The following is a 20,327-nucleotide window of genomic DNA, read 5'->3' as shown; positions in this document are numbered from 1 at the left end:
AGACCTTTAAAAAGCCGAACATTCCTATAGGAAGGCGAGCGAATATCTCTTCCGCCGGGGTTCCGGATGGATAGAGGTCAAGAAGAACGACATCCTTTTGAAATGCCTGGAAGACCGAGACATATGACAAAAACGACACCTGATATTATTTACACAATCGTCGACGAAGCGCCCGAGCTGGCCCGTAATTCCTTGCTGCCCATCATCACGGCCTTTGCTAAGGCTGCGGATATTGAGGTTGAAACACGGGATATCTCACTCGCAGGACGTATCCTGTCGCTGTTCCCGGATCTCCTTTCCAATGATCAGCGGGTCTCTGACGATCTTGCGGAACTCGGACGGCTCGTAAAAACTCCGGATGCGAATGTCATCAAATTGCCGAATATTTCGGCATCAGTCCCGCAGTTGCAAGAGGCGATTAGTGAACTTCAGTCGCAAGGCTATCCGATCCCTGATTATCCAACGGACCCACAATCCGATGCTGAAAAAGCAGTGCGTGCGAAATATGACAAAATCAAAGGCTCTGCCGTGAACCCCGTTTTGCGCGAGGGTAATTCTGATCGCCGTTCTGCGAAAGCGGTCAAGGCCTATGCTAAGCTGAACCCGCACCGTATGGGTGAGTGGACAGCGGATAATAAGACGACTGTGGCCTCAATGCCGGGCAATGATTTCTACGCGAACGAAAAGTCTGTCACGATTTCAGCCGCGCAAGCGGGTGGTGCTAAAATTATCTTCACGAATAAAGCGGGCGAGGAAACAGTTCTGAAAGACGGCTTGTCCTATGAAGAAGGCACAATTGTTGACGGCACATACATGTCCGCGAAAGCCTTGCGCGCCTACATAAAAGAAGAAGTCGCCTCAATGGAGCCGGGCGTGCTGTTCTCGGTCCATCTCAAGGCTACGATGATGAAGGTCTCTGACCCGATTATCTTTGGACATTTTGTCTCGGTCTACCTCGAAGACTTCCTCGCCAAACATGGTGACGCACTCGATTTTAATCCGAATTCAGGCATTGGCACGTTGGAAAAATTAATTGCGGGCAATGCCGAAATGGAAGCGGATTTAAAGGCCGCGCTTGCCGCCAAGCCGCCGCTCTATATGGTCAATTCCGATAAGGGGATTACCAACCTTCACGTCTCGTCCGACGTCATTATTGATGCGTCTATGCCAGCCGTTATCAAGGCCGGCGGTATTGGTTGGGGACCGGACGGTGAACCCGCTAATACGAAATGCTGCATCCCTGATAATTGCTATGCGCCCGTTTATGATGAGACCGTTGAGTTCTTTAAGAAAAACGGCAAACTCGACGTCACGACCTGTGGCGCTGTGTCCAATGTCGGCCTGATGGCGCAAAAGGCCGAAGAATATGGGTCCCATCCAACAACTTTTACGGCACCCTCTGACGGGATAATGTCGATCGTTCTTGAGAACGGTGAAACGATTATCAGCCATGAAGTCGAAGCGGGTGATATTTGGCGGTCCTGTACAGCCAAAAAAGCGCCGATCCTCGATTGGATTAAGCTCGGCATTGAGCGTTTTGATGCAACCGGCTTGGCCGCGTTCTGGCTGGATGCCAATCGCGCTCATGATGCGGAACTCATTAAATATGTAAAGCCGGCTTTGGAGGAGGCTGGAAAAGACATTCCAATTCTCGCCCCGCGTGAAGCGACCAGCTACACACTCGAAGAAATGACCAAAGGCCATGATGTCGTGACCATTACGGGTAACGTCTTGCGCGATTACTTGACGGATTTGTTCCCGATTCTTGAGCTTGGCACATCGGCTAAAATGCTCTCCATCGTTAAACTCATGAATGGGGGTGGCTTGTTCGAAACAGGAGCAGGCGGTTCCGCGCCAAAACATGTGGAGCAGTTGCAAGAGGAGAACCATCTGCGTTGGGACAGCCTCGGGGAGTTCTGCGCACTCGGCGAAAGCTTCAACTTCCTCGCGACAAAGAACCGTCCAAAAGCCGCCATTCTTGGTGAGGCCGTTGAACGGGCGACGGAGTTCCTGTTGGTAGAAGGCCATTCTCCGGGCCGTAAGGTCGGCGATAATGATAACCGTTCCTCCCATTACTGGTTCGCGCGCTATTGGGCGGAAGCCATCTCGCTGCAATATGAGGATGAAGGCCTAAAGGCTCACTTCGCGAAGATTCGTCAGCAACTCGTTGAGAATGAAGAAAGAATATTGAGTGAACTAAAGGCTGATGAAGGCAAGCCTGCTGATATGGGCGGATATTATCATGCAGATGCGGAAAAAGTGTCCGCGATAATGCGTCCGTCAAAAACGTTGAATGCGATTATTGGTTAGGCGCTTTCCACAAGCGAGGGCGTAACGACGCTCCCAAATAAAAACCCGCCGCGAGGGTCTCGCGGCGGGTTTTTCTGTTTTAATATCAGTCTGACTTACGTCATCTTCCGTTCGAAATTCTCGGCAATCGCTTCGAGATAGCCCTCCGTCGTCAGCCAACCTTGCTGGTCCCCAACAAGGAGCGCGAGGTCTTTCGTCATTTGACCGCCTTCAATGGTTTCAATCACTGTGGATTCCAGCCCGCCCGCAAATTTTGCGAGGGCCTCGTTATCATCCAGTTTCGCACGATGGGCGAGACCGCGTGTCCAGGCGAAGATCGATGCGGTGGAGTTGGTCGAGGTCGCTTCGCCCTTCTGGTGGTTACGATAGTGACGTGTCACCGTACCGTGCGCGGCTTCGGCTTCCATCGTCTTTCCATCCGGCGTCAGCAGGAAGGATGTCATCAGGCCGAGCGACCCGAACCCTTGCGCGACGGTGTCGGACTGCACATCGCCGTCATAATTTTTACAGGCCCAGATATAGCCACCGGACCATTTCATCGCCGCCGCGACCATATCGTCGATCAGGCGATGTTGGTATTCGCCGCCAAACTCTTCGAACTTCTCCGCAAATTCCGTATCGTAAACCTCTTGGAAGATATCTTTGAACCGTCCGTCATATTTTTTGAGGATAGTGTTCTTCGTCGACAGATAGACCGGCCATCGGCGCTGCGTGCCGTAATTAAAACAGGCGCGGGCGAAGTCGCGAATCGAGGCGTCGAGATTATACATCCCCATAGCCACACCGGCTTCAGGGAAGTCGAACACTTCGCGCTCGATAGTTTCGCCATTTGTGCCTTCCCATTTCATGGTCAGCTTACCTTCGCCGGGGACGAGGAAGTCTGTCGCTTTGTACTGATCGCCAAAAGCGTGACGGCCAATGACGATAGGCTGTGTCCAGCCCGGCACGAGGCGCGGGACATTGTTACAGATAATCGGCTCTCGGAAGACAACACCACCAAGGATGTTACGGATTGTGCCATTCGGAGAGCGCCACATCTTCTTCAAATCGAATTCTTCGACGCGTTGCTCATCCGGCGTGATCGTTGCGCATTTAATGCCGACATTATGTTTTTTGATCGCATTGGCCGCATCGACAGTGATCTGATCGTCAGTCGCGTCGCGCGATTGGATAGAGAGATCATAGTCCAGCAGGTCGATATCCAGATAGGGATGGATCAGGCGATCCTTGATCATGTCCCAGATGATGCGGGTCATCTCGTCCCCGTTCATGTCAACGACGGGGTTTGTCACCTTGATTTTAGCCATGTTTTCCTCATTAAACGGACGTTAATTCTGTTGGGCGGCCCATAACATCCGACCCTGTAAACTTAAAGCCGAATATATGTACAACAAAGTTGGGAAAGCCCGGAAAGACCAATTGGGGCGCGTTGTGACGCCGGATGCTGCGCCCGCGCCCGTCGTGATTCTCGTGCGGCCGCAACTGGGTCAGAATATCGGGGCTTGCGCGCGGGGTATGCTTAATTTCGGCCTGACGGAACTTCGCCTTGTTGCGCCGCGCGATGGGTGGCCCAATCCGGATGCGGATGCGATGGCGTCGGGTGCGCTGCCCGTTCTGCAAAATGCGAAACTCTACAAGACGGTGGAAGAGGCCGTGGCCGATCTCTCCTATGTCCTTGCGGCAACGGCGCGTCGCCGTGAACTCGAAATTCCTGTGGTTGGGACTGATGTGGTCGGCGGTGAAATGCGCGCGCAAATCGGGGCAGGGGTCGGTGTGCTGTTCGGTCCTGAAAAAGCGGGCCTGACCAATGCTGATGTCGTGATGGCGGATGCCATCCTGACCTATCCCGTCAATCCGGCATTTCAATCCTTGAACCTCGCCCAAGCCGTGAACCTCTTTGCCTTTCTCTGGGCGCAGGCGGGAGATGTGCAGGTGCCGGATATTTTCGAAGGCGTGCGCAGCGAGGTCGCCCCGCGCGAAGACCTGACGCGCCTATTCGAGCATCTGGAAGAGGAACTCGACAATGCGGGATTCTTCTTTCCCGCAACAAAGCGGAACTTAATGCAACAAAATATCCGCGCGCCGCTAACCCGTGCGAAGATGAGTGAGCAGGAGGTGCGCACGTTTCGTGGCATTGTGAAAGCTTTGGCGAAGGGGCGGGGGACGGCGCGCAAGGATTAACTGCGCCCATATAAATTTGAGTAGATTCGCTTTTTTAAACAGCTTTATCAGGCCATAGAATTCGGCGTTTTGAACGGCTGTGCGTGATCATTCAATACGTTCATTAAACATTATAGTCTGTTCACCGAGATGTATTTTCTCAGGAACATCCGGGAAATCACTCTTGACCAAGCACGCTCAACGTTTGAAGCTTCTCTAAAGATTATTTAAGGGACCTGTCATGATGAAAAAGCTTTTAGTTGGGATTAGCAGTTCAATTTTATTGATGACCTCAACGGCCTATGCGGACCCGTTAAAGGTAGAGTCTGAAAATATCGTCTTATATGGCGACGTCAAACTGAACCAGGCAAAGCAGACCGTCGAGAAGATGGAAGTTTACCGCAAGCTTATCATGACACTTGGGGGTGTGAAGCCAACACCGGACCGCAAGAAACTCACGATTTATGCATTTGATTCCGATTCTGGCTTAAGCAAATTTACGGGAACGCGTGGCATCGCAGGACTCTACACACAGGGTTATGACGGCCCAATCATGTTGACGCCATTGGCCGATAGTAAAAAGCAGAATAGTTTCACAAACCAAGTCGCGCTTCATGAATATAGCCATCACGTTTTGCATGGTTACATGGATACGGCCTATCCGCGTTGGTATGATGAAGGTCATGCCAATTATCTTTCAACCTTTACGATGCGGGACGGCACATTAATGGTTGGCCGAGCGGCGGCAAAACATGCCAGAGGTTTGATGCGGGGCGGGCCGGATTGGGTAGATGTTGAAGATGTAATCAGCGCCATTCGCGTTTATCCTTTTGCTGATAAAGGCTCCAAACGCGGTCTATTACTTAACCAATTTTATGCGCAAAGCTGGCTCTACGTGCATTACCTGCATTCTGAAAAAGAGCTATCAAGTCGTTTGGGTTACTATCTCGAACTTATAAATTCCGGCGAAGAACCTATCAAAGCTTTTGAGGAAGGATTTGGAATAACCCCTCAGGAATTCCACGAAGCGGCGCGTGATTATTTCGAGGATGATCGATTTAATGTGCAACAATTCCAGCCCAAGGCTGAATTTATGGCTGTGAATATGAAGTCGACACGCTTGTCAAAAGCCGAGCTCAATTTGCAAATGGCATTGGGGCAGCGCTCATTTGTCAATAAAAAGACTATGAATGACTATGGTAAAAAGCTGAACGTATTTGAGAAAAAGAACGGCCAGACGGCGGAGTCTCTTGCGGCGCGGGCCACTTATTTCATCAACGCACAGGACTTTGATCAAGCGGTCTTATACTCACAAGCCGCGCTGTCGCAGGACCCGGACGGAATTGAGCCTCTACGCGTTATGGGGGATGTCTATTTTCATAAATCCCATGATTTGAAATTCGAAGATTTGGAAGACACGGAACCGCGCATTTTCGAATTGAATGATGACATGAAAAAATCCATCCAATATTTTGAGGCTGCATTACTTGAGAATGACGAGGATTACACAGCGGTCTCTCACATGATGTCGATTTACGGCGCGTCCGACATTCCTGTCACGCCTGTGGCGACCTATGCGGCGGAAGTGTATGAGGACGTTTATTGGGACTCTAACAGTGTCAGCGGGACCCTGGATCTCTCAAATATTCTCATGAAATCCGGTAAAACAATTCGCGCTTGCGAGTATTTTAAAACGGCGAAAAAACAAGCTGAAACAGATCCGAATAGGGATAAGTTCAGCCTGTATAATCGGGTTAAGTTGATGGAGCCGAACTTCTCAGGGCAATGCGATCTGACCTGATCTGTAATCTCCCACGCGCTTTTACAGTGCGTGGGTGTCAGTCTTATTGAGTTTGATTTGATATTTATCAACGTCGCGTCAGCGCTGTTAATAAATATGTGCTGCCAGAAATTCTCCTCTGCCCAATCTAATATCCCTGTTCGGCCAGTTCTCTTTCTGTGGAGAGTGTGGATTTAAACGTAAATCCAAACATGACGAGAAGAGGGGCGAGCATGAAAGCCTCGGCCGTCAACAATACCGTTTTAGAGGCATGGAAGGCTGACAAAATAGCCCAGACGACGCCCTCTACCAATAAACCGGCCATGAGCATTAAAAAGAGGGCACCCACAAAAGCGCTAATGTAAATTTTCATTTTGTATTCCTGATTGATAGATCGCCGAAGCGAGTTAATTGATAGGCGTGACGATGAGGTCTCTTAATTCCTGTGGTGCGCCCTTTAGATTGATCCGGCCAAATCTGTGACCGCATAAGAATAAGTTGATGTTTTGTGAACGAAGAATCCGGTGGCAACAATCAGAGTTGTAGACAGGGATTGAAGGTTCGATTTTATTTTCAAAAGACCTGAGTTGAGCGTTCCGATATCCTGATCAGATAAGGATTGCAGCGTTTCTTCCCTTAGCTCTACCCCAATATCCTCAAGTTCTTCTAAGAGAGCCAAGGCTGTTTGGGTAAGAAAGAGGCGATAGGCCCGACGATCTTCTGGATCCTGCCGACGTTCAACGAATCCCCTGACGACAAGCCTATCGACGAGCCGCCCAACTGAGGCCGTCCCCAGTTCCATCGCACTTGCGAGTTCAGACTGTGTCGTTGCGTCCTTATGGTAGAGTACGCCCAATGCGAGCCATTTCACGCGTGTCAGGTTATGGCTTTCGAGACGTCTATCAATATTGAGACGCAAAAGATGCGCCACATCATGAATAAGGGTTCCCAGCAAATCATCATGCTTTGTAATCATATCGATCATTTAATATGCATACATATGATATGCAAGCGACCTGCATTTTAAATTTGTAGAACAGCAGTGTTGTTGTGGGTTTTAAGGAGTGAAATATGCCCCAACCCCGCATTTATAAAAAACATAATCCCCACTTATAAAACCCGTGTCATATTAACACTCGTTCTTTCAGACACGGGACAGGTAGGACGTCATCTGCCGGTTTGAGAGAGGGTGTGCCTATTGGCTCGGTTTGACATCCGGGTTGAGGGGCCCAGCCGCGAGCGCCTGACGGGTTGTGACACCCGCAGTCAAGTAAGGCCGCCGTTGGAGCCGCACCGCCGCGTGGTAGTACAAATGGCGTAAGCCATATGTACACAGCGTCAGGACTTCGCCGCTTGGAAATGGTGGGGTTCGAGATTTGGAAACGTAACGGTATCGCCGACCCATTTCACACTCTCATGCGCTGGACATTCGGATAAAACACTTAGAACTTTGGTCTCCATTCCGGATGCCACCGCGCGGACAGTCCCATTTTCAGGGAAAATACGCCAATGCTGACTCCAAGATGGGCGGTCGCAGGTTCCGCTTGGTTAAATCGCTATCTTACCTCGGACGCAATCATCATAATCCGTGGCAAGGGTCTTTGTGGTCTCGCCAACCACGTAATGCATCCCGTCAATTTCGCGCACGGGCGTTACTTCGGCGGCGGTGCCGACGACGAAACACTCTTCGAAATGCGGCATTTCAGACGGATGGATATCGCGCTTATGCACTTTAATGCCCCGCTTTTCGGCCAGTTTGATGACCGTGTCATGGGTGATACCTTCAAGGAGGATATCATTGGTCGGGGTATGCAATTCGCCGTTTCGGACAAAGAAAATATGCGCACCTGTACATTCGGCAACACGGCCTTTGAAATCATACATCAGGGCGTCATCCCAGCCCGTGGCGGCGGCCTTATCCTTGGCAAGGGTGCAGATCATATAGAGGCCGGCGGCCTTGGATTTACAGGGTGCAGAGCGCGGGTCAGGACGAATCCAATCCGAAATACAGAGACGGATGCCCTTCATCTTGTCCTCAAAATAACTACCCCAATGCCAAGCGGCCACGCCGAAATGGATCTGATTGTTTTTGGAGGCGACACCCATCATATTCGATCCACGCCACGCAAAGGGGCGGAGATAGGCATCGTCCAACCCCGTCTTCGCCAATGTGTCGAGACAGGCTTGGTCAATTTCATCCCGCGTATAAGGAATTTCATAGCCGAGGAGATTGGCCGAATTGATGAGGCGCTGGCTATGGTCAGACAGGCGGAAAATCTTCCCGCCATATGCGCGATTGCCTTCAAATACGCAGGACCCATAATGCAGCGAATGCGTCAAGACGTGAATTTTTGTCTCGCGCCAATCCACAAAATTCCCGTCCAGCCAAATTTCGCCGTCGCGGTCATGATAAGCTTTCTCGATCATTGTCTCTCTCGTCTTTCCAACATGAAGCAAGCCGTGAAGCCCGCCAGTCTTGCAAGCGTCTTCGTTACAAGTCATCTATCGTCTATGCCAAGAAAAATATATGCGAATTTTGGGGAGTTGCACGGATGAGTACCACATATTTGGATCGTTCCGACACGCATGTCCTGATTGTCGATGATGATGACCGGATCCGTGACTTGCTGTCCCGCTACCTCATCAAGCAGGGTTACCGTGCGAGTACAGCCGGCAGTGCCGATGAAGCGCGATTGAAAATGCAGGGTCTGAAATATGACCTGCTGATTTTGGATATTATGATGCCGGGGGAGGACGGCTTGTCCCTGACCAAATCATTGCGGGAACATCACGATGTGCCGATTATCCTGCTGACGGCTTTGGGCGAGGCAGAACAGCGGATTGCAGGTCTGCGGTCCGGCGCGGATGATTATCTGCCCAAGCCGTTCGAGCCGGAGGAATTGCTACTGCGCATCGATAATATTTTCCGCCGGACGGGGAGAGAACTGACAACGGATAAGGTCGTTTTTGGGCCGTATGAATTTGATCTTGCGAAGGGATTGCTGCGCAAAAATGGAAAGCAAATGCGGCTGACGACGGGGGAACAGACCTTGCTCGCTTTGCTGGCTGGGCAATCGGGAGCGGTCGTTTCGCGCTACATTCTGTCCGAGAATATAAAAGCGCAATCGGAACGAGCCGTTGATGTGCAGATGACACGCCTGCGCCGGAAACTGGAAAATGATCCGTCCGAGCCGCAGTATCTTCTCACAGTGCGGGGCGAGGGGTATCGCCTCGTCTCTGATGTTGCGTAAGTTGTGAAACCGAGCTTACGAAATATCCTGCCAAAGTCGATCTTCTGGCGCGCTTTTCTGATTATCATCCTGCCGATTGTCGTCATGCAAATGGCGGTGGCCTGGTTCTTCTTCAACGCGCATTGGGCGCGGGTGACATCGAACCTGTCCGATTCTGTCGCGGCGGATGTCGCGGTGGCGGTGCAGCTATTCCAGCAAGACCCGACAGATGAAAATGCGAAGTCACTGGACGCGCTGCTGCGGCCGGATATGGAGCTCTCCGTGGTGCTTCGCCCGGATGAGCTTCTGCCAACATCTAATCGAAATGCGTTTTTCTCCACGCTGGATAAGACGCTCCGCCGATCCCTGAACGAGACATTGGATGAACCGTTCTGGTTCGACACGACGCGTTATCCCAATCACGTCGATATTCAGGTGAAGGTCGATCAAGGTGTCTTGCGATTTATTGCGGCGCGGGAACGGGTCTTTGCGCCGACGGGATACGTCTTCATCTTCTGGCTGATTACCGCGACGGTCCTACTCTCGCTCATCTCAATTTTATTCATTCGGCGGCAGTCAGACCCGATTAAAGAACTCGCGGATGCTGCGACGAGCTTTGGTAAGGGGCAGGATATTTCCGATTTTAAGCCGCGTGGAGCGTCAGAGGTGCGTATGGCAGGACAGTCTTTCCTCAAAATGCGAAGCCGGATCAGACGGCATTTAGAGCAGCGGACCCTCATGCTGGCAGGCGTGTCGCATGACCTAAGGACGCCTCTGACGCGGCTCAAACTCCAACTCGCCATGCAGGATGATACGGAAGATACGCGCGCAGCTCGGCGGGATGTCGACGAGATGGAGGCCATGCTGACGGGCTATCTCGACTTTGCGCGGGGCATGGGGACGGAAAAGCCAGACACTGTGCGATTAGCTGATTTCGTTACGCAAACAATGAAAGGAAGGGACGATGTTGAGGTGTCTGATTTTGAAGATCGGGATATTTCAATTCGTCCAGTTATGTTGCGGCGGTCGCTCGGGAATCTCATCAATAATGCGCGGAAATATGGGTCGAATGTGGATTTACGCATTGAAGACACGGAAGATTTCCTGATGTTTCACGTCGAGGATGACGGTCCAGGAATTCCTATTGAACAACGTAGTGAGGTCTTCAAGGCTTTCCAGCGATTGGACGGAGCGCGGAACCAGAATATCGAGGGCATCGGTCTGGGCCTGTCCATCGCGCAGGATATCGCGCAATTGCATGGCGGGACGATCCTGTTGGCGGATAGTCCGAAAGGTGGGCTTCGGGCGACGCTGAGATTACCGCTTTAATCAGCCTGCCAATTCCTTCGCCCGCGCAAAGGCGGCGCGCACGGCCTGCAGCATCAAACGGGAAAGGCCGTTTTCCGACATAAGCTCGTCCAAGGCTGCCTGTGTCGTGCCATTAGGGGAGGTGACGTTCTTTCGAAGCGTGCCCGGCGTTTCAGAGCTGTCCTCCAGTAATTTGGCGGAGCCGATGATCGTCTCGCGCGCCAGTTCTGCGGCGATTTCTTTGGGCAATCCCAGATCGCGGGCGGCGGCTTCGAGTGTTTCGACGAGGTGAAAAACATAAGCAGGACCGGAACCGGACACGGCTGTAACGGCATTGAGTGCGGATTCGCTTTCAACGCGTACGACCTTGCTACCTGCGGTGAGAAGGGCTTCAGTGAGATCCAGATGTTCTTCCGAAACAGTTGGATCGGCGAACATAGCGCTTATACCGGCGCCAATTGCGGCGGGTGTATTGGGCATGACACGGATAATTGTACGCTCACCCAGGTGTTTGCGGAGGGTCCGAAGGCTTGTTCCCGCAAGAATCGAAACAATAATCGCTTTCTCAGGCAAGCTTTCGCCGAGTTCAGGGCCTAGCTGTTCAAATATTTGCGGCTTAATCCCAAGCAGGACAGTCCTGACAGATTTCGGGATATCTTGGGGCGCGTGAAGATGCTTCGCGCCTTTCTCAATTGCGTAAACGGCCTCCGTCCCGGGGTTTGGGTCAAGGATGCACAGATTGCGTCGGGACACCAATCCGGATTCAAGCCAGCCCTTAAGTAGTGCGCCGCCCATCTTCCCCGCGCCGATGAGAAGGTGTGTCTGCGCCATTACGGATTTGCCGCCAAGTCAACGAGGGCAGAGGTGAGGGCATCTTCCGGTGATTTGCCCGCCCATGTCACATATTGGCAAGCCGGATAGCCGCGCTCCGCCGCATCCAGGGCGAGAGAGAGAAGGTCTAAACCTTGTTCTAGCCCAAGTTTCGCACCGCCACGCAGGGAGACCGAATCGCGATAAACGAGGCAGCGTGTCTTGTCCCAATAATCAAAGTGTCCGGAGACGAGCCGTTCATTCAACAAGCTCATCAGACGACAAATATCATCAGACCGTCCACCCGGAAGTTTACCATCAAAAACAAGAAAGACCTGAACCTGCTCTGTGGCCGGATTCCAGCTCAGGGACACATCATGCTCGCACCACAGGCCGGGCAGGGTGATGTGAAGCTCGTTTATATCCATACGCTCATTGTCATAACCTTCGGCCAGGCAGATGCGTGTAAACACATCCAGCGGATTTTGGCGCAGGCCCACAGCACTCGACAATGTCGGGTTGGGGCGAATTTGACGTTGGTCAGCGTATGACATCAGGGTCCAATGAATCACTTGTCTCTTTAAGGATAGGCTATGGATGTGGTGGGGGCTGGCAAGATGGATTGTGTCCCTGCGTGTTGATAACCGCAAATCGGTCCGCTTATCAGTGACTATACTCTTAATCTCAACAGGCTGACGGGAGAGGCCGTGTCATTCCGGCGGCGACCAGAGGGGATATTTCTCCATGATCGCTTTGAACAGATCGGATGTGATGCAGTTTTTCAGCCAATCCCGCATCTTGGGAAGTCCTGACTCGTTCGACCACCAATCGGGCTCGACAGCTGCAAATTGGCGGATGAAGGGAAATGTCGCGATGTCTGTGGGACCCATATCGGCGCCCGAGAGAAAGGTCTGTATTTCCAAAGTCCGTTCGAAAGGTTGCAATATTTCAACAGCTTCCGCGCGGTGGCCGAGGTCGACATCGCCGCGTTTCGCTGTTTCGTCATAGCGCGATGCATATTTATAACGGTCCAGATGGTGTTTGAACGGGCCGTCTATTTGCGCGACAAATTCCATCTTCAGGGCGGCATCAGGTATTGCCCAGCGGAGAATATCGAGGCTTTGATCAATGACCTCTTCATTGGACGTCATGAAAACAGGAACAGACCCTTTGGGTGAGGCCTCCAACATGGCCTCGGGCTTGTCGCGCAGGCTGACTTCGCGGTGCTCATATTCCGTTCCCGCGAGATAGAGCGCCATCCGCGCCCGCATCGCATAGGGGCAGCGGCGGAAAGAATAGAGAATATGTCCGCTCATGCCTTGCGCCCGATATGGTCTTCCCCGCGCGATTTGGCGAGGGCAATCTGCTTTTGCCGCTCTGCAAAGCGGGCTTTCTGGTCGTCGCTCATCTCTGCGTGACAGCGATGGCACGATACGCCGAGAAGATACTCGGGACGGTCCATATCTTCGGGCAGGAGCGGGCGGCGGCAGGCAAAGCACTGGTTATATTCGCTCTCTTCCAAGCCATGTGTAACGGCGACTCGCTGGTCGAACACGAAACAATCGCCTTCCCACAGGCTTTCGGATTGTGGCTGGGTTTCAAGATATTTCAGGATGCCGCCCTTGAGATGATAGACATCGTCAAAGCCGTTTTGTTTCATAAAGGACGAGGCCTTCTCGCAACGGATACCGCCCGTGCAGAACATGGCGACTTTAGGCTTGTTTAGGTTGTCGCGATTGGCTTCGACCCAAGCGGGGAACTCGCGGAAGGTTTCTGTTTCAGGATTGACGGCGCCTTTAAATGTGCCGATCTCGACTTCATAATCATTGCGTGTGTCGATCAAGATAGTGTTGGGATCGCTTATCAGCGCGTTCCAATCGGCAGGATCGACATAGGTCCCGACGGTCTCGTTCGGGTCAATCCCGTCCACGCCCATCGTCACGATCTCTTTCTTCAAACGCACTTTCATCCGATGAAAGGGTTGGTCCTTGGCCGTGGAGAATTTGGCTTCGAGATCAGCGAGTCTCGGATCGGCGCGCAGGAATGCGAGCATATCCGTGATGGATTTTTCTGAGCCAGCAACCGTACCGTTTATGCCCTCAGAGGCCAAAAGGATTGTCCCCTTGATCTCCAACAGGTCGCACATATCCTGTAAGATCGGGCGCAAGGCGACGTAATCGGGGAGAGACGTAAATTGGTACAGGGCTGCGACGTGATAGGTCATGAGCGCGACCTAATTTCAGAGCGCCCCGCGGTCAAGGCGAGGACACTGTCGCGAGGCTTTATGAAGACGTCTCTGGTTCGGCGATCCCGGAGATCAGGTCCTGATATATTCCGAAGGATTCGATTTGAGAGATAAAACTGTCGGACACGCCCTGACGCTCAAGCAAGCTCCGCATGCCATCGGAGATAATTTCCGGATCATTGCAGGTTTTCGCAACTGTTCGAAGATCCTGAATACCCTTGCCGTTTTTCAATTCTTTCTCAAGGCTCCCCAATGCGCGGGACGCCGCAAGCGATTGGAACAAGCCGGGCGTTTTGCCCTCTGCTAGCGTTTGGGAGGCCGCCGCCAAAGTCTTGATGGCCCGAGACGCTTTCTTCTCGATTCGCTCGACGGCGCGGTCGGCGCGCGGGGCAATCCATTCCGCCGTGCAGACCTTGGCCGGATTGGGCGTTGAGGCACAGGCCGAGATCATAATCGGCAGGATCGAGAGCGCGGCAATTTTCGAAATAGAGTTCATAACGCTCTGTTATGTCGGACATGCCGACGTAGCAAGCCCACGATATTGAACAACAAATCAGAATCGGGACAATTTTACCCAGTCGATCTGTTGCAAGTCGGAGATTACACGCGTAGGCCTCCATTCAAATAATGTGGGATTTAGGAGCGCTATGTCTGCTGCAATGTCAGCTATGACTGCCATGCCCGGTCCTGATGAAGATGCGCAAGCGGTTCTCGTCAGGCAGGCCTTAGAACTTATCTGCGAAGACGCCCTTTTCCGAGATACAACCCGCATGAAACGTTTCCTGCGCTTTGTCGTCGAGGAAACATTGGAAGGACGCGGCGATCGTTTGAAAGGCTATACAATTGGAGTGGAGGTCTTTGACAGGCCTGACGATTTTGATCCGCAGGCTGACACCATTGTTCGTGTGCAGGCCGGACAATTACGCCGCCGTCTGGATCTTTATTATGCGGAACATGCGAAAGACAGCCAGGTCAGGATATTGATCCCAAAGGGGCGTTATTCACCGATTTTTGAGATGCGTCAAAATATACCCGATGATGCGACGCTTGAGGCCGGGGATGTTGCTAAGGCTGTGACGGATATAAAGACTGATCCGCGTCCGTCAATTGCCGTCCTGTCTCTCGATGATTTAACCCCAAATGAAGGCGAGGGAGCCTACTTCACCGATGGTTTGACCGCAGAAATTGTAAATGCGCTTGTCCAGTTCCGATCAATGCGAATTGTTACAATGACGGCGAGTGTCGCGACGCATTTGAAGGAGCGATCCGTTCGAGAAGTCGCGGAAGAGTCCGGGGCGGAGTTTGTCTTATCCGGAAATGTGCGTCGGGACGGCGATGTTTTTCGCGTTATGGTGCAACTCATACGGGCCGATACAAATGAGCATTTGATGTCGCGCGTCTTTGATAGGGAATATTCACCGGGCAGTCTTTTCAATTTACAAGAGGATATAGCCTCATATACGGCGGCGGCCGTTGCCGCTCCTTTTGGGGCTGTGAATAGATATAATCGGCGACGGCTCATTCGTCAGGATGCGTCTATTCAAGCTTATGAATGCGTCTTGCGGTTCTACGATATTCAACTTCGGCCTACCCGAAATAAAGCGAATGAGTTGCTAAAAACGGTTGAAGCCGCTACTTCAGAAAATCCGGGGTTCTCGTCCGGTTGGGCAATCCAAAGTTTAATGCATGCATTCTTGGTGTCGCAATGTTTTCCTGTCGCGGATCCGGTCAAACATTTGAAAGAAGCTGACCGGTGCGGGCGATTGGCCATTGAACTGGATAATCAAAATGCGCTCGGCTATTTTGCGCTCTATCAGACTTATTATCACCGCGGCGAGTTTGAAAATGCCAACCGTATGATTCGACGAGCTATGGCTCTCAATCCTAATAATTATTCGATTCTTGCTTACCATGCTGTCTGTTTGGCTTTACGCGGTTATAACAAGGAGGCCTTGACGATGCAGGCAGCGGCTCTTCGGCTCATTGGTCGTGCGCCGCCGTGGTTTTATGTGCCGCAGATGATTGTCGATTATCGGGAAGGCCAATATGATGCCGTTGCCGCGTGGTTGGGGCGTGATCCTTTGAATTTACCCGCGGCTTTCCAAGCATTTGGGTTGTCCGCGCTCGTATATCTGGATCGCATTGACGAAGCGAAAGTTCTCATAGCTAAATTAGATGAAGAGTTCCCAGGTTTCCTTATCGAAACGGGGCGGTCTGCTTGTCAATGGCATCTGGCAAGTGATTTGACTGAGAAATTAAAACGTAGTGTGGAAATAGCTGGTCTTGACATGAGAGATATTGCGTCCTCTATATGACAGCGATGTCATACCCGTTAAATTGGGTGTGTATTAGCAACGAGATCGGATAAAATCCGACCGCATAAAGGGACCCCGCCCATGAGCCAAGTGACTGCCGACATAGAAAGTGAAGCTCGTGTGCCCATCCGCATGGGCATGGTTGGCGGGGGTGAGGGCGCTTTTATCGGTGAAGTTCATCGGCTGGCCGCGCGGTTAGATGGGAAGATCGAACTCGTCTGCGGCGCCTTCTCCCGCGATGCGGAAAATACGAAGCGTACAGGTGCGGGACTCGGGCTCGATGCGTCGCGCTGCTACTCAGATTTTGAAGCCATGATGCAGGCCGAGGCGGCTTTACCCGCAGACCAACGGATGCAATTCGTCTCAATTGTAACGCCCAACCACGTTCACTTTCCCGTTGCAAAAGCTGCGCTTGAGGCGGGCTTTCATGTGCTGTCGGACAAACCTGCAACATTGAATTTGAAGGAAGCGAAAGCGCTTCAGAAAATTGTTGAGAAGACTGGGCTGAATTACGGTCTGACCCATACTTACCTTGGCTACCCGCTCGTGAGTGTCGCGAAACATATCGTCAATACGGGTGGTATTGGGCAAGTCCGAAAAGTCTTTGTTGAGTATATCCAGGGATGGCTTGCGACCGAGGTTGAAAACAAACAAGCGGATTGGCGCACGGACCCATCCAAATCCGGGGGCTCCGGTTGTATGGGCGATATTGGTACACACGCGCACAACCTAGCGGAATTTGTCACGGGGAAGCGGATGACGCATGTCGCCGCTGATCTCTCTATTTTCGTGGATAGTCGCCGTCTTGATGATGACGGCTCCGCGCTGTTCCGGATGGAGGACGGCGTGAAGGGCACGTTGTCGGCCTCGCAAATCTGTGTCGGGCAGGAAAACAGTCTGTCTATTCGTGTCTATGGCGAAATGGGCGGCCTCATCTGGAATCAGGAAGAACCGAACACTTTGCTGCGGACTTATGCGGACCGCCCGACTGAAATTATCCGGTCTGCGCAAGGCTATTTGCCAGTGTCAGCGCAAGAGGGGTTCCGCACGCCGCCCGGTCATCCGGAAGGCTATTTGGAAGCCTTTGCAAATGTCTATCTCGACTTCGCGAACTCGCTGAAATCCGATACGCCCGTCACGACGGGTATAGAAGGTGGCGTGCGAGGCATGGCCTTTGTCGAGGCGCTGCTGAAATCATCTTCCAAGAATTCAAAATGGGTGGAAATTAAATCATGAAAACGCTCAAGGGTCCCGGAATTTTCCTCGCGCAATTTATGGGGGATGCACCATTTGATACACTGGATAATGCCTGCGCTTTTATGGCGGATGCGGGCTATAAGGGGGTGCAGCTTCCTTCTGACATGCCGGTTGTTATGGACCTTAAGAAATGTTCGGAAAGCCAGACTTACGCAGATGAACTTAAGGGGCGGATTGCCGAACACGGTTTGGAAATCACCGAGCTGTCCACGCATATTCAAGGGCAACTCGTCGCCGTCCATCCCGCTTATGATGAAGCCTTCGATGCCTTCGCACCGGCGCATCTGCACGGGAAACCGTCAGACCGACAGGAATGGGCGGTGCAGCAGGTCAAATATGCGGCCACCGCGTCTCGCCGACTTGGCCTGGATCGCTCGGTTAGTTTCCCGGGCGCGCTTGTCTGGCCATTTATGTATCCTTGGCCTCAGCGCCCGGCCGGATTGGTGGAAGAGGGGTTCAAAGAACTCGCCCGCCGCTGGCGTCCGATCCTCGATCACTATGAAGACGAAGGCGTCGACGTCTGTTACGAAATCCATCCGGGTGAAGACCTACATGACGGAATAACGTTTGAGATGTTCTTGGAGCAGGTCAACAATCATCCGCGCTGTAACATTCTCTACGACCCCTCGCATTTCATCCTGCAACAGCTCGACTATCTCGACTTCATCGACATCTACAAAGACCGCATCCGCATGTTCCACGTGAAAGATGCGGAATTCCGTCCGAATGGCCGTTCCGGCGTTTATGGCGGCTATCAGGGCTGGGTGGATCGTCCGGGACGATTCCGAAGCCTCGGCGACGGGCAAATCGATTTTGGCGCGATCTTCGCGAAAATGGCGGCCAATGATTTCGATGGCTGGGCCGTCGTCGAATGGGAATGCGCGTTGAAACACAATGAAGACGGCGCACGCGAAGGCGCACAATTCGTCAAAGATCACATCATCCGCGTGACCGATAAAGCGTTTGACGATTTCGCGGGTGGTACGGCGGACAGGGACAGCAATCGCCGGATGCTGGGTTTAACTTAGAAAATAACCGTCACCGGAAATGTCCGGGACAGAATAAAGGGGATTAAAATGGTAGCATCGACATTGGAGCGACAGGCGGAAGCCCTGCCGGCGCAGAGATTATTCCTGTTAAGCTGTATTGCACTAACAGTAACGGCGATGACATTTTCAATTCGTGCTGGAATGTTGGGCACTCTGGGGCAGGAGTTTGCACTTACGGCACGGCAGGCGGGTATTACCGCCGCCATGGCTGGTTTCGGCTTCCCAGTTGCGACCGTTTTAGGGGGACTGATTTACAATCGGGTCGGACCTAAAACTATTATGATTATCGCATTTCTGGGTCACCTATTAGGGCTGGGCTTGACAATTATATCGGGCGGATTTTGGGGGCTGGCGATCTCAACATTTTTTATTGGTTTTGCAAATGGCGCAGTTGAAGCGGCTTGTAACCCGATGATCACCAAAATGTATGATGATAATAAAACAACGATGTTGAACAAATTTCATGTCTGGTTTCCGGGCGGTCTGGCCATTGGCGCATTGGCGGCATTTGCCATCCAAAAAATGTTTGGAGGATCAGGGCGACCTACATGGCAGCTTGAAATCGCGATCATGATTGTTCCCACCCTAATTTATGGGTGGATGGTATTCACGACAAAGTTCCCCGATATCGTTTCCGATAAAACTGATGAGACGGACACAATGCATAATTTGAAGTCTATGTTTTCACCGCTCTTTATCGTTATCGCGCTTATTATGACGGTTACAGCGGCTACGGAATTGGGGACAAATCAGTGGGTCGGATCTTTGCTGGAAGCGTCCGGCGCTGTTCCACTCGTCGTGCTCGCGCTAGTCTCGGTCATTATGGCGCTGGGGCGTTATTTTGCTGGACCGCTCGTTCACCGTTTAAACCCTATTGGCGTTCTTTTAATGTCGGCGATTTTGACTTCAATTGGGATATTCCTACTCTCCGTTGCAACGGGCGGCGTGACCTATCTGGCGGCCATCGTGTTCGCCGTTGGTATCTGTTATTTCTGGCCCACAATGATCGGTGTTATCGCTGAATATAAACCCGAAACAGGCGCATTGGGAATGTCCGTTGTCGGCGGCATGGGCATGGTTGGATTTACAATTTGGACGCCAGTTATTGGCGGCTGGATTGATGCTGCACGCTCTAAGGCCCTGGCTGCAGGCTTGTCAGACGCAGACGTTACTTTGCAAGCAGGACAGGAAACGCTCGGTCAGATACTTTATTTGCCGCTCGGATTGATTGTCGTCTTCGGTATCCTGTTCTTCATGCGCAAAACATTCACGACGGAGGTCGCAAATGACTGATTTTCTTATGATGCAGCGACGGGATGCGCTGAAGAGCCTGCTCGCAATTTCTGCAGCAGGGGCCCTGACGGCTTGCATTGGTGAGGGTAAAGCGGACGGTGCATCCGCACCGAAATTGTCATCGGCTCCATCTCTCTCAACCACTGAAATGGCGCTCGTTTCGGCTCTTGGACAGACAATAATCCCGATGACGGATACGGCGGGCGCGGTTGAGGCCGGTGTTCCGGCCGTTATCCAAGACCTCTTCACCGACTGGGGCGATGAGAATTACCGCACTTATTGGCGGGCGGGACTCGATAAGCTCGAAAAGCACTTTGTGAAAGAGGGCGGGCAAAAATTCGCTGCTATGTCCGCGTCTCAACAGGCGAATCTTCTTGGCAGATATGACGAGAAAGCCTTCGCAGATAATGATTTTGACCCGTTCTACAAGGATATGAAATCGACCATCGCGACAGCCTACTACATGAGCGAGCCGGGTGCGACGGAAGAACTGGCCTATGAAGCCGTCCCCGGTGAGTGGCGCGGATGTGTGCCCCTTTCAGATCAGCCAAAAACCTGGGCGACTTAAGT

At 52.1% G+C, this 20,327-nt stretch carries 19 protein-coding genes; 10 read left to right on the top strand and 9 right to left on the bottom strand.

What is annotated here, in order from left to right; all coding sequences use genetic code 11:
• The first annotated feature begins 123 nt into the window (after positions 1-123).
• Entirely contained in the window at positions 124-2,310 is a 2,187-nt protein-coding gene (locus ACP9M6_RS10710; protein ID WP_427450973.1) for an NADP-dependent isocitrate dehydrogenase, read from the top strand.
• Between the two features lie 95 nt (positions 2,311-2,405).
• Here ACP9M6_RS10710 and ACP9M6_RS10705 read toward each other — a convergent pair whose 3' ends face one another.
• Positions 2,406-3,617 carry an NADP-dependent isocitrate dehydrogenase gene (locus ACP9M6_RS10705; protein ID WP_427450970.1) on the bottom strand — a complete coding sequence of 404 codons (1,212 nt, stop codon included), beginning with the start codon at positions 3,615-3,617 and terminating at the stop codon, positions 2,406-2,408.
• Between the two features lie 76 nt (positions 3,618-3,693).
• Between ACP9M6_RS10705 and ACP9M6_RS10700 the strand changes: the two genes are divergently transcribed.
• Positions 3,694-4,491 (top strand): RNA methyltransferase, encoded by a 798-nt coding sequence (locus ACP9M6_RS10700; RefSeq protein ID WP_427450968.1) that lies wholly within the window; start codon positions 3,694-3,696, stop codon positions 4,489-4,491.
• A 220-nt stretch (positions 4,492-4,711) separates the two neighbouring features.
• Entirely contained in the window at positions 4,712-6,271 is a 1,560-nt protein-coding gene (locus ACP9M6_RS10695; RefSeq protein WP_427450966.1) for a tetratricopeptide repeat protein, read from the top strand.
• A gap of 127 nt (positions 6,272-6,398) precedes the next feature.
• Here the strand turns inward: ACP9M6_RS10695 and ACP9M6_RS10690 are convergent, their stop codons facing one another.
• From ACP9M6_RS10690 to ACP9M6_RS10680, 3 genes are all read right to left on the bottom strand, one after another.
• Positions 6,399-6,623, bottom strand: a complete 225-nt coding sequence (locus ACP9M6_RS10690) for a hypothetical protein (protein ID WP_427450965.1) — start codon at positions 6,621-6,623, stop codon at positions 6,399-6,401.
• 84 nt (positions 6,624-6,707) lie between these two features.
• The gene (locus tag ACP9M6_RS10685; protein WP_427450964.1) at positions 6,708-7,235 is read right to left on the bottom strand and encodes a MarR family winged helix-turn-helix transcriptional regulator; all 528 of its coding nucleotides are present in this window, start codon (positions 7,233-7,235) and stop codon (positions 6,708-6,710) included.
• Between the two features lie 563 nt (positions 7,236-7,798).
• Positions 7,799-8,752, bottom strand: a complete 954-nt coding sequence (locus ACP9M6_RS10680; protein ID WP_427450962.1) for a branched-chain amino acid aminotransferase — start codon at positions 8,750-8,752, stop codon at positions 7,799-7,801.
• A gap of 50 nt (positions 8,753-8,802) precedes the next feature.
• Here ACP9M6_RS10680 and ACP9M6_RS10675 point away from each other — a divergent pair, with 50 nt between their 5' ends.
• Together ACP9M6_RS10675 and ACP9M6_RS10670 are read left to right on the top strand one after the other, a co-directional pair.
• Entirely contained in the window at positions 8,803-9,501 is a 699-nt protein-coding gene (locus ACP9M6_RS10675) for a response regulator (protein ID WP_427450960.1), read from the top strand.
• A gap of 3 nt (positions 9,502-9,504) precedes the next feature.
• Positions 9,505-10,809: an ATP-binding protein gene (locus ACP9M6_RS10670; RefSeq protein WP_427450958.1), complete on the top strand. Its 1,305-nt coding sequence runs from the start codon at positions 9,505-9,507 to the stop codon at positions 10,807-10,809.
• Here the strand turns inward: ACP9M6_RS10670 and proC are convergent, their stop codons facing one another.
• The 5 genes from proC to ACP9M6_RS10645 form a co-directional block, all read right to left on the bottom strand.
• Complete coding sequence (gene proC, locus ACP9M6_RS10665; protein ID WP_427450956.1) at positions 10,810-11,619, bottom strand: pyrroline-5-carboxylate reductase; 810 nt, start codon at positions 11,617-11,619, stop codon at positions 10,810-10,812.
• Positions 11,619-12,152, bottom strand: a complete 534-nt coding sequence (locus ACP9M6_RS10660) for a YbjN domain-containing protein (RefSeq protein ID WP_427450954.1) — start codon at positions 12,150-12,152, stop codon at positions 11,619-11,621. Before ACP9M6_RS10660 ends, proC begins: the two co-directional genes overlap by 1 nt.
• Before the next feature lie 156 nt (positions 12,153-12,308).
• Entirely contained in the window at positions 12,309-12,914 is a 606-nt protein-coding gene (locus tag ACP9M6_RS10655) for a glutathione S-transferase N-terminal domain-containing protein (RefSeq protein WP_427450952.1), read from the bottom strand.
• Positions 12,911-13,822, bottom strand: a complete 912-nt coding sequence (locus ACP9M6_RS10650; RefSeq protein ID WP_427450950.1) for a rhodanese-related sulfurtransferase — start codon at positions 13,820-13,822, stop codon at positions 12,911-12,913. The genes ACP9M6_RS10655 and ACP9M6_RS10650 overlap by 4 nt, the downstream gene beginning before the upstream one ends.
• 58 nt (positions 13,823-13,880) lie before the next feature.
• A complete protein-coding gene (locus ACP9M6_RS10645) occupies positions 13,881-14,339 on the bottom strand; it encodes a hypothetical protein (RefSeq protein ID WP_427450948.1) in 459 nt (152 codons plus the stop codon).
• A 163-nt stretch (positions 14,340-14,502) separates the two neighbouring features.
• Here ACP9M6_RS10645 and ACP9M6_RS10640 point away from each other — a divergent pair, with 163 nt between their 5' ends.
• From ACP9M6_RS10640 to ACP9M6_RS10620, 5 genes are all read left to right on the top strand, one after another.
• Positions 14,503-16,158 carry a hypothetical protein gene (locus ACP9M6_RS10640; protein ID WP_427450946.1) on the top strand — a complete coding sequence of 552 codons (1,656 nt, stop codon included), beginning with the start codon at positions 14,503-14,505 and terminating at the stop codon, positions 16,156-16,158.
• Between the two features lie 81 nt (positions 16,159-16,239).
• On the top strand, positions 16,240-17,394 hold the full coding sequence (locus tag ACP9M6_RS10635; protein ID WP_427450945.1) for a Gfo/Idh/MocA family protein: 1,155 nt from the start codon (positions 16,240-16,242) through the stop codon (positions 17,392-17,394).
• Positions 17,391-18,443: a sugar phosphate isomerase/epimerase family protein gene (locus tag ACP9M6_RS10630; RefSeq protein ID WP_427450943.1), complete on the top strand. Its 1,053-nt coding sequence runs from the start codon at positions 17,391-17,393 to the stop codon at positions 18,441-18,443. The genes ACP9M6_RS10635 and ACP9M6_RS10630 overlap by 4 nt, the downstream gene beginning before the upstream one ends.
• 48 nt (positions 18,444-18,491) lie before the next feature.
• A complete protein-coding gene (locus ACP9M6_RS10625) occupies positions 18,492-19,757 on the top strand; it encodes an MFS transporter (protein ID WP_427450941.1) in 1,266 nt (421 codons plus the stop codon).
• Positions 19,750-20,325, top strand: a complete 576-nt coding sequence (locus ACP9M6_RS10620) for a gluconate 2-dehydrogenase subunit 3 family protein (RefSeq protein WP_427450939.1) — start codon at positions 19,750-19,752, stop codon at positions 20,323-20,325. The genes ACP9M6_RS10625 and ACP9M6_RS10620 overlap by 8 nt, the downstream gene beginning before the upstream one ends.
• Positions 20,326-20,327 lie beyond the last annotated feature (2 nt).

The organism is Litorimonas sp. WD9-15, assembly GCF_050271975.1.
In the GTDB taxonomy this organism is placed as follows: domain Bacteria; phylum Pseudomonadota; class Alphaproteobacteria; order Caulobacterales; family Maricaulaceae; genus Litorimonas.
This window is presented reverse-complemented; position numbering and strand designations above follow the sequence as displayed.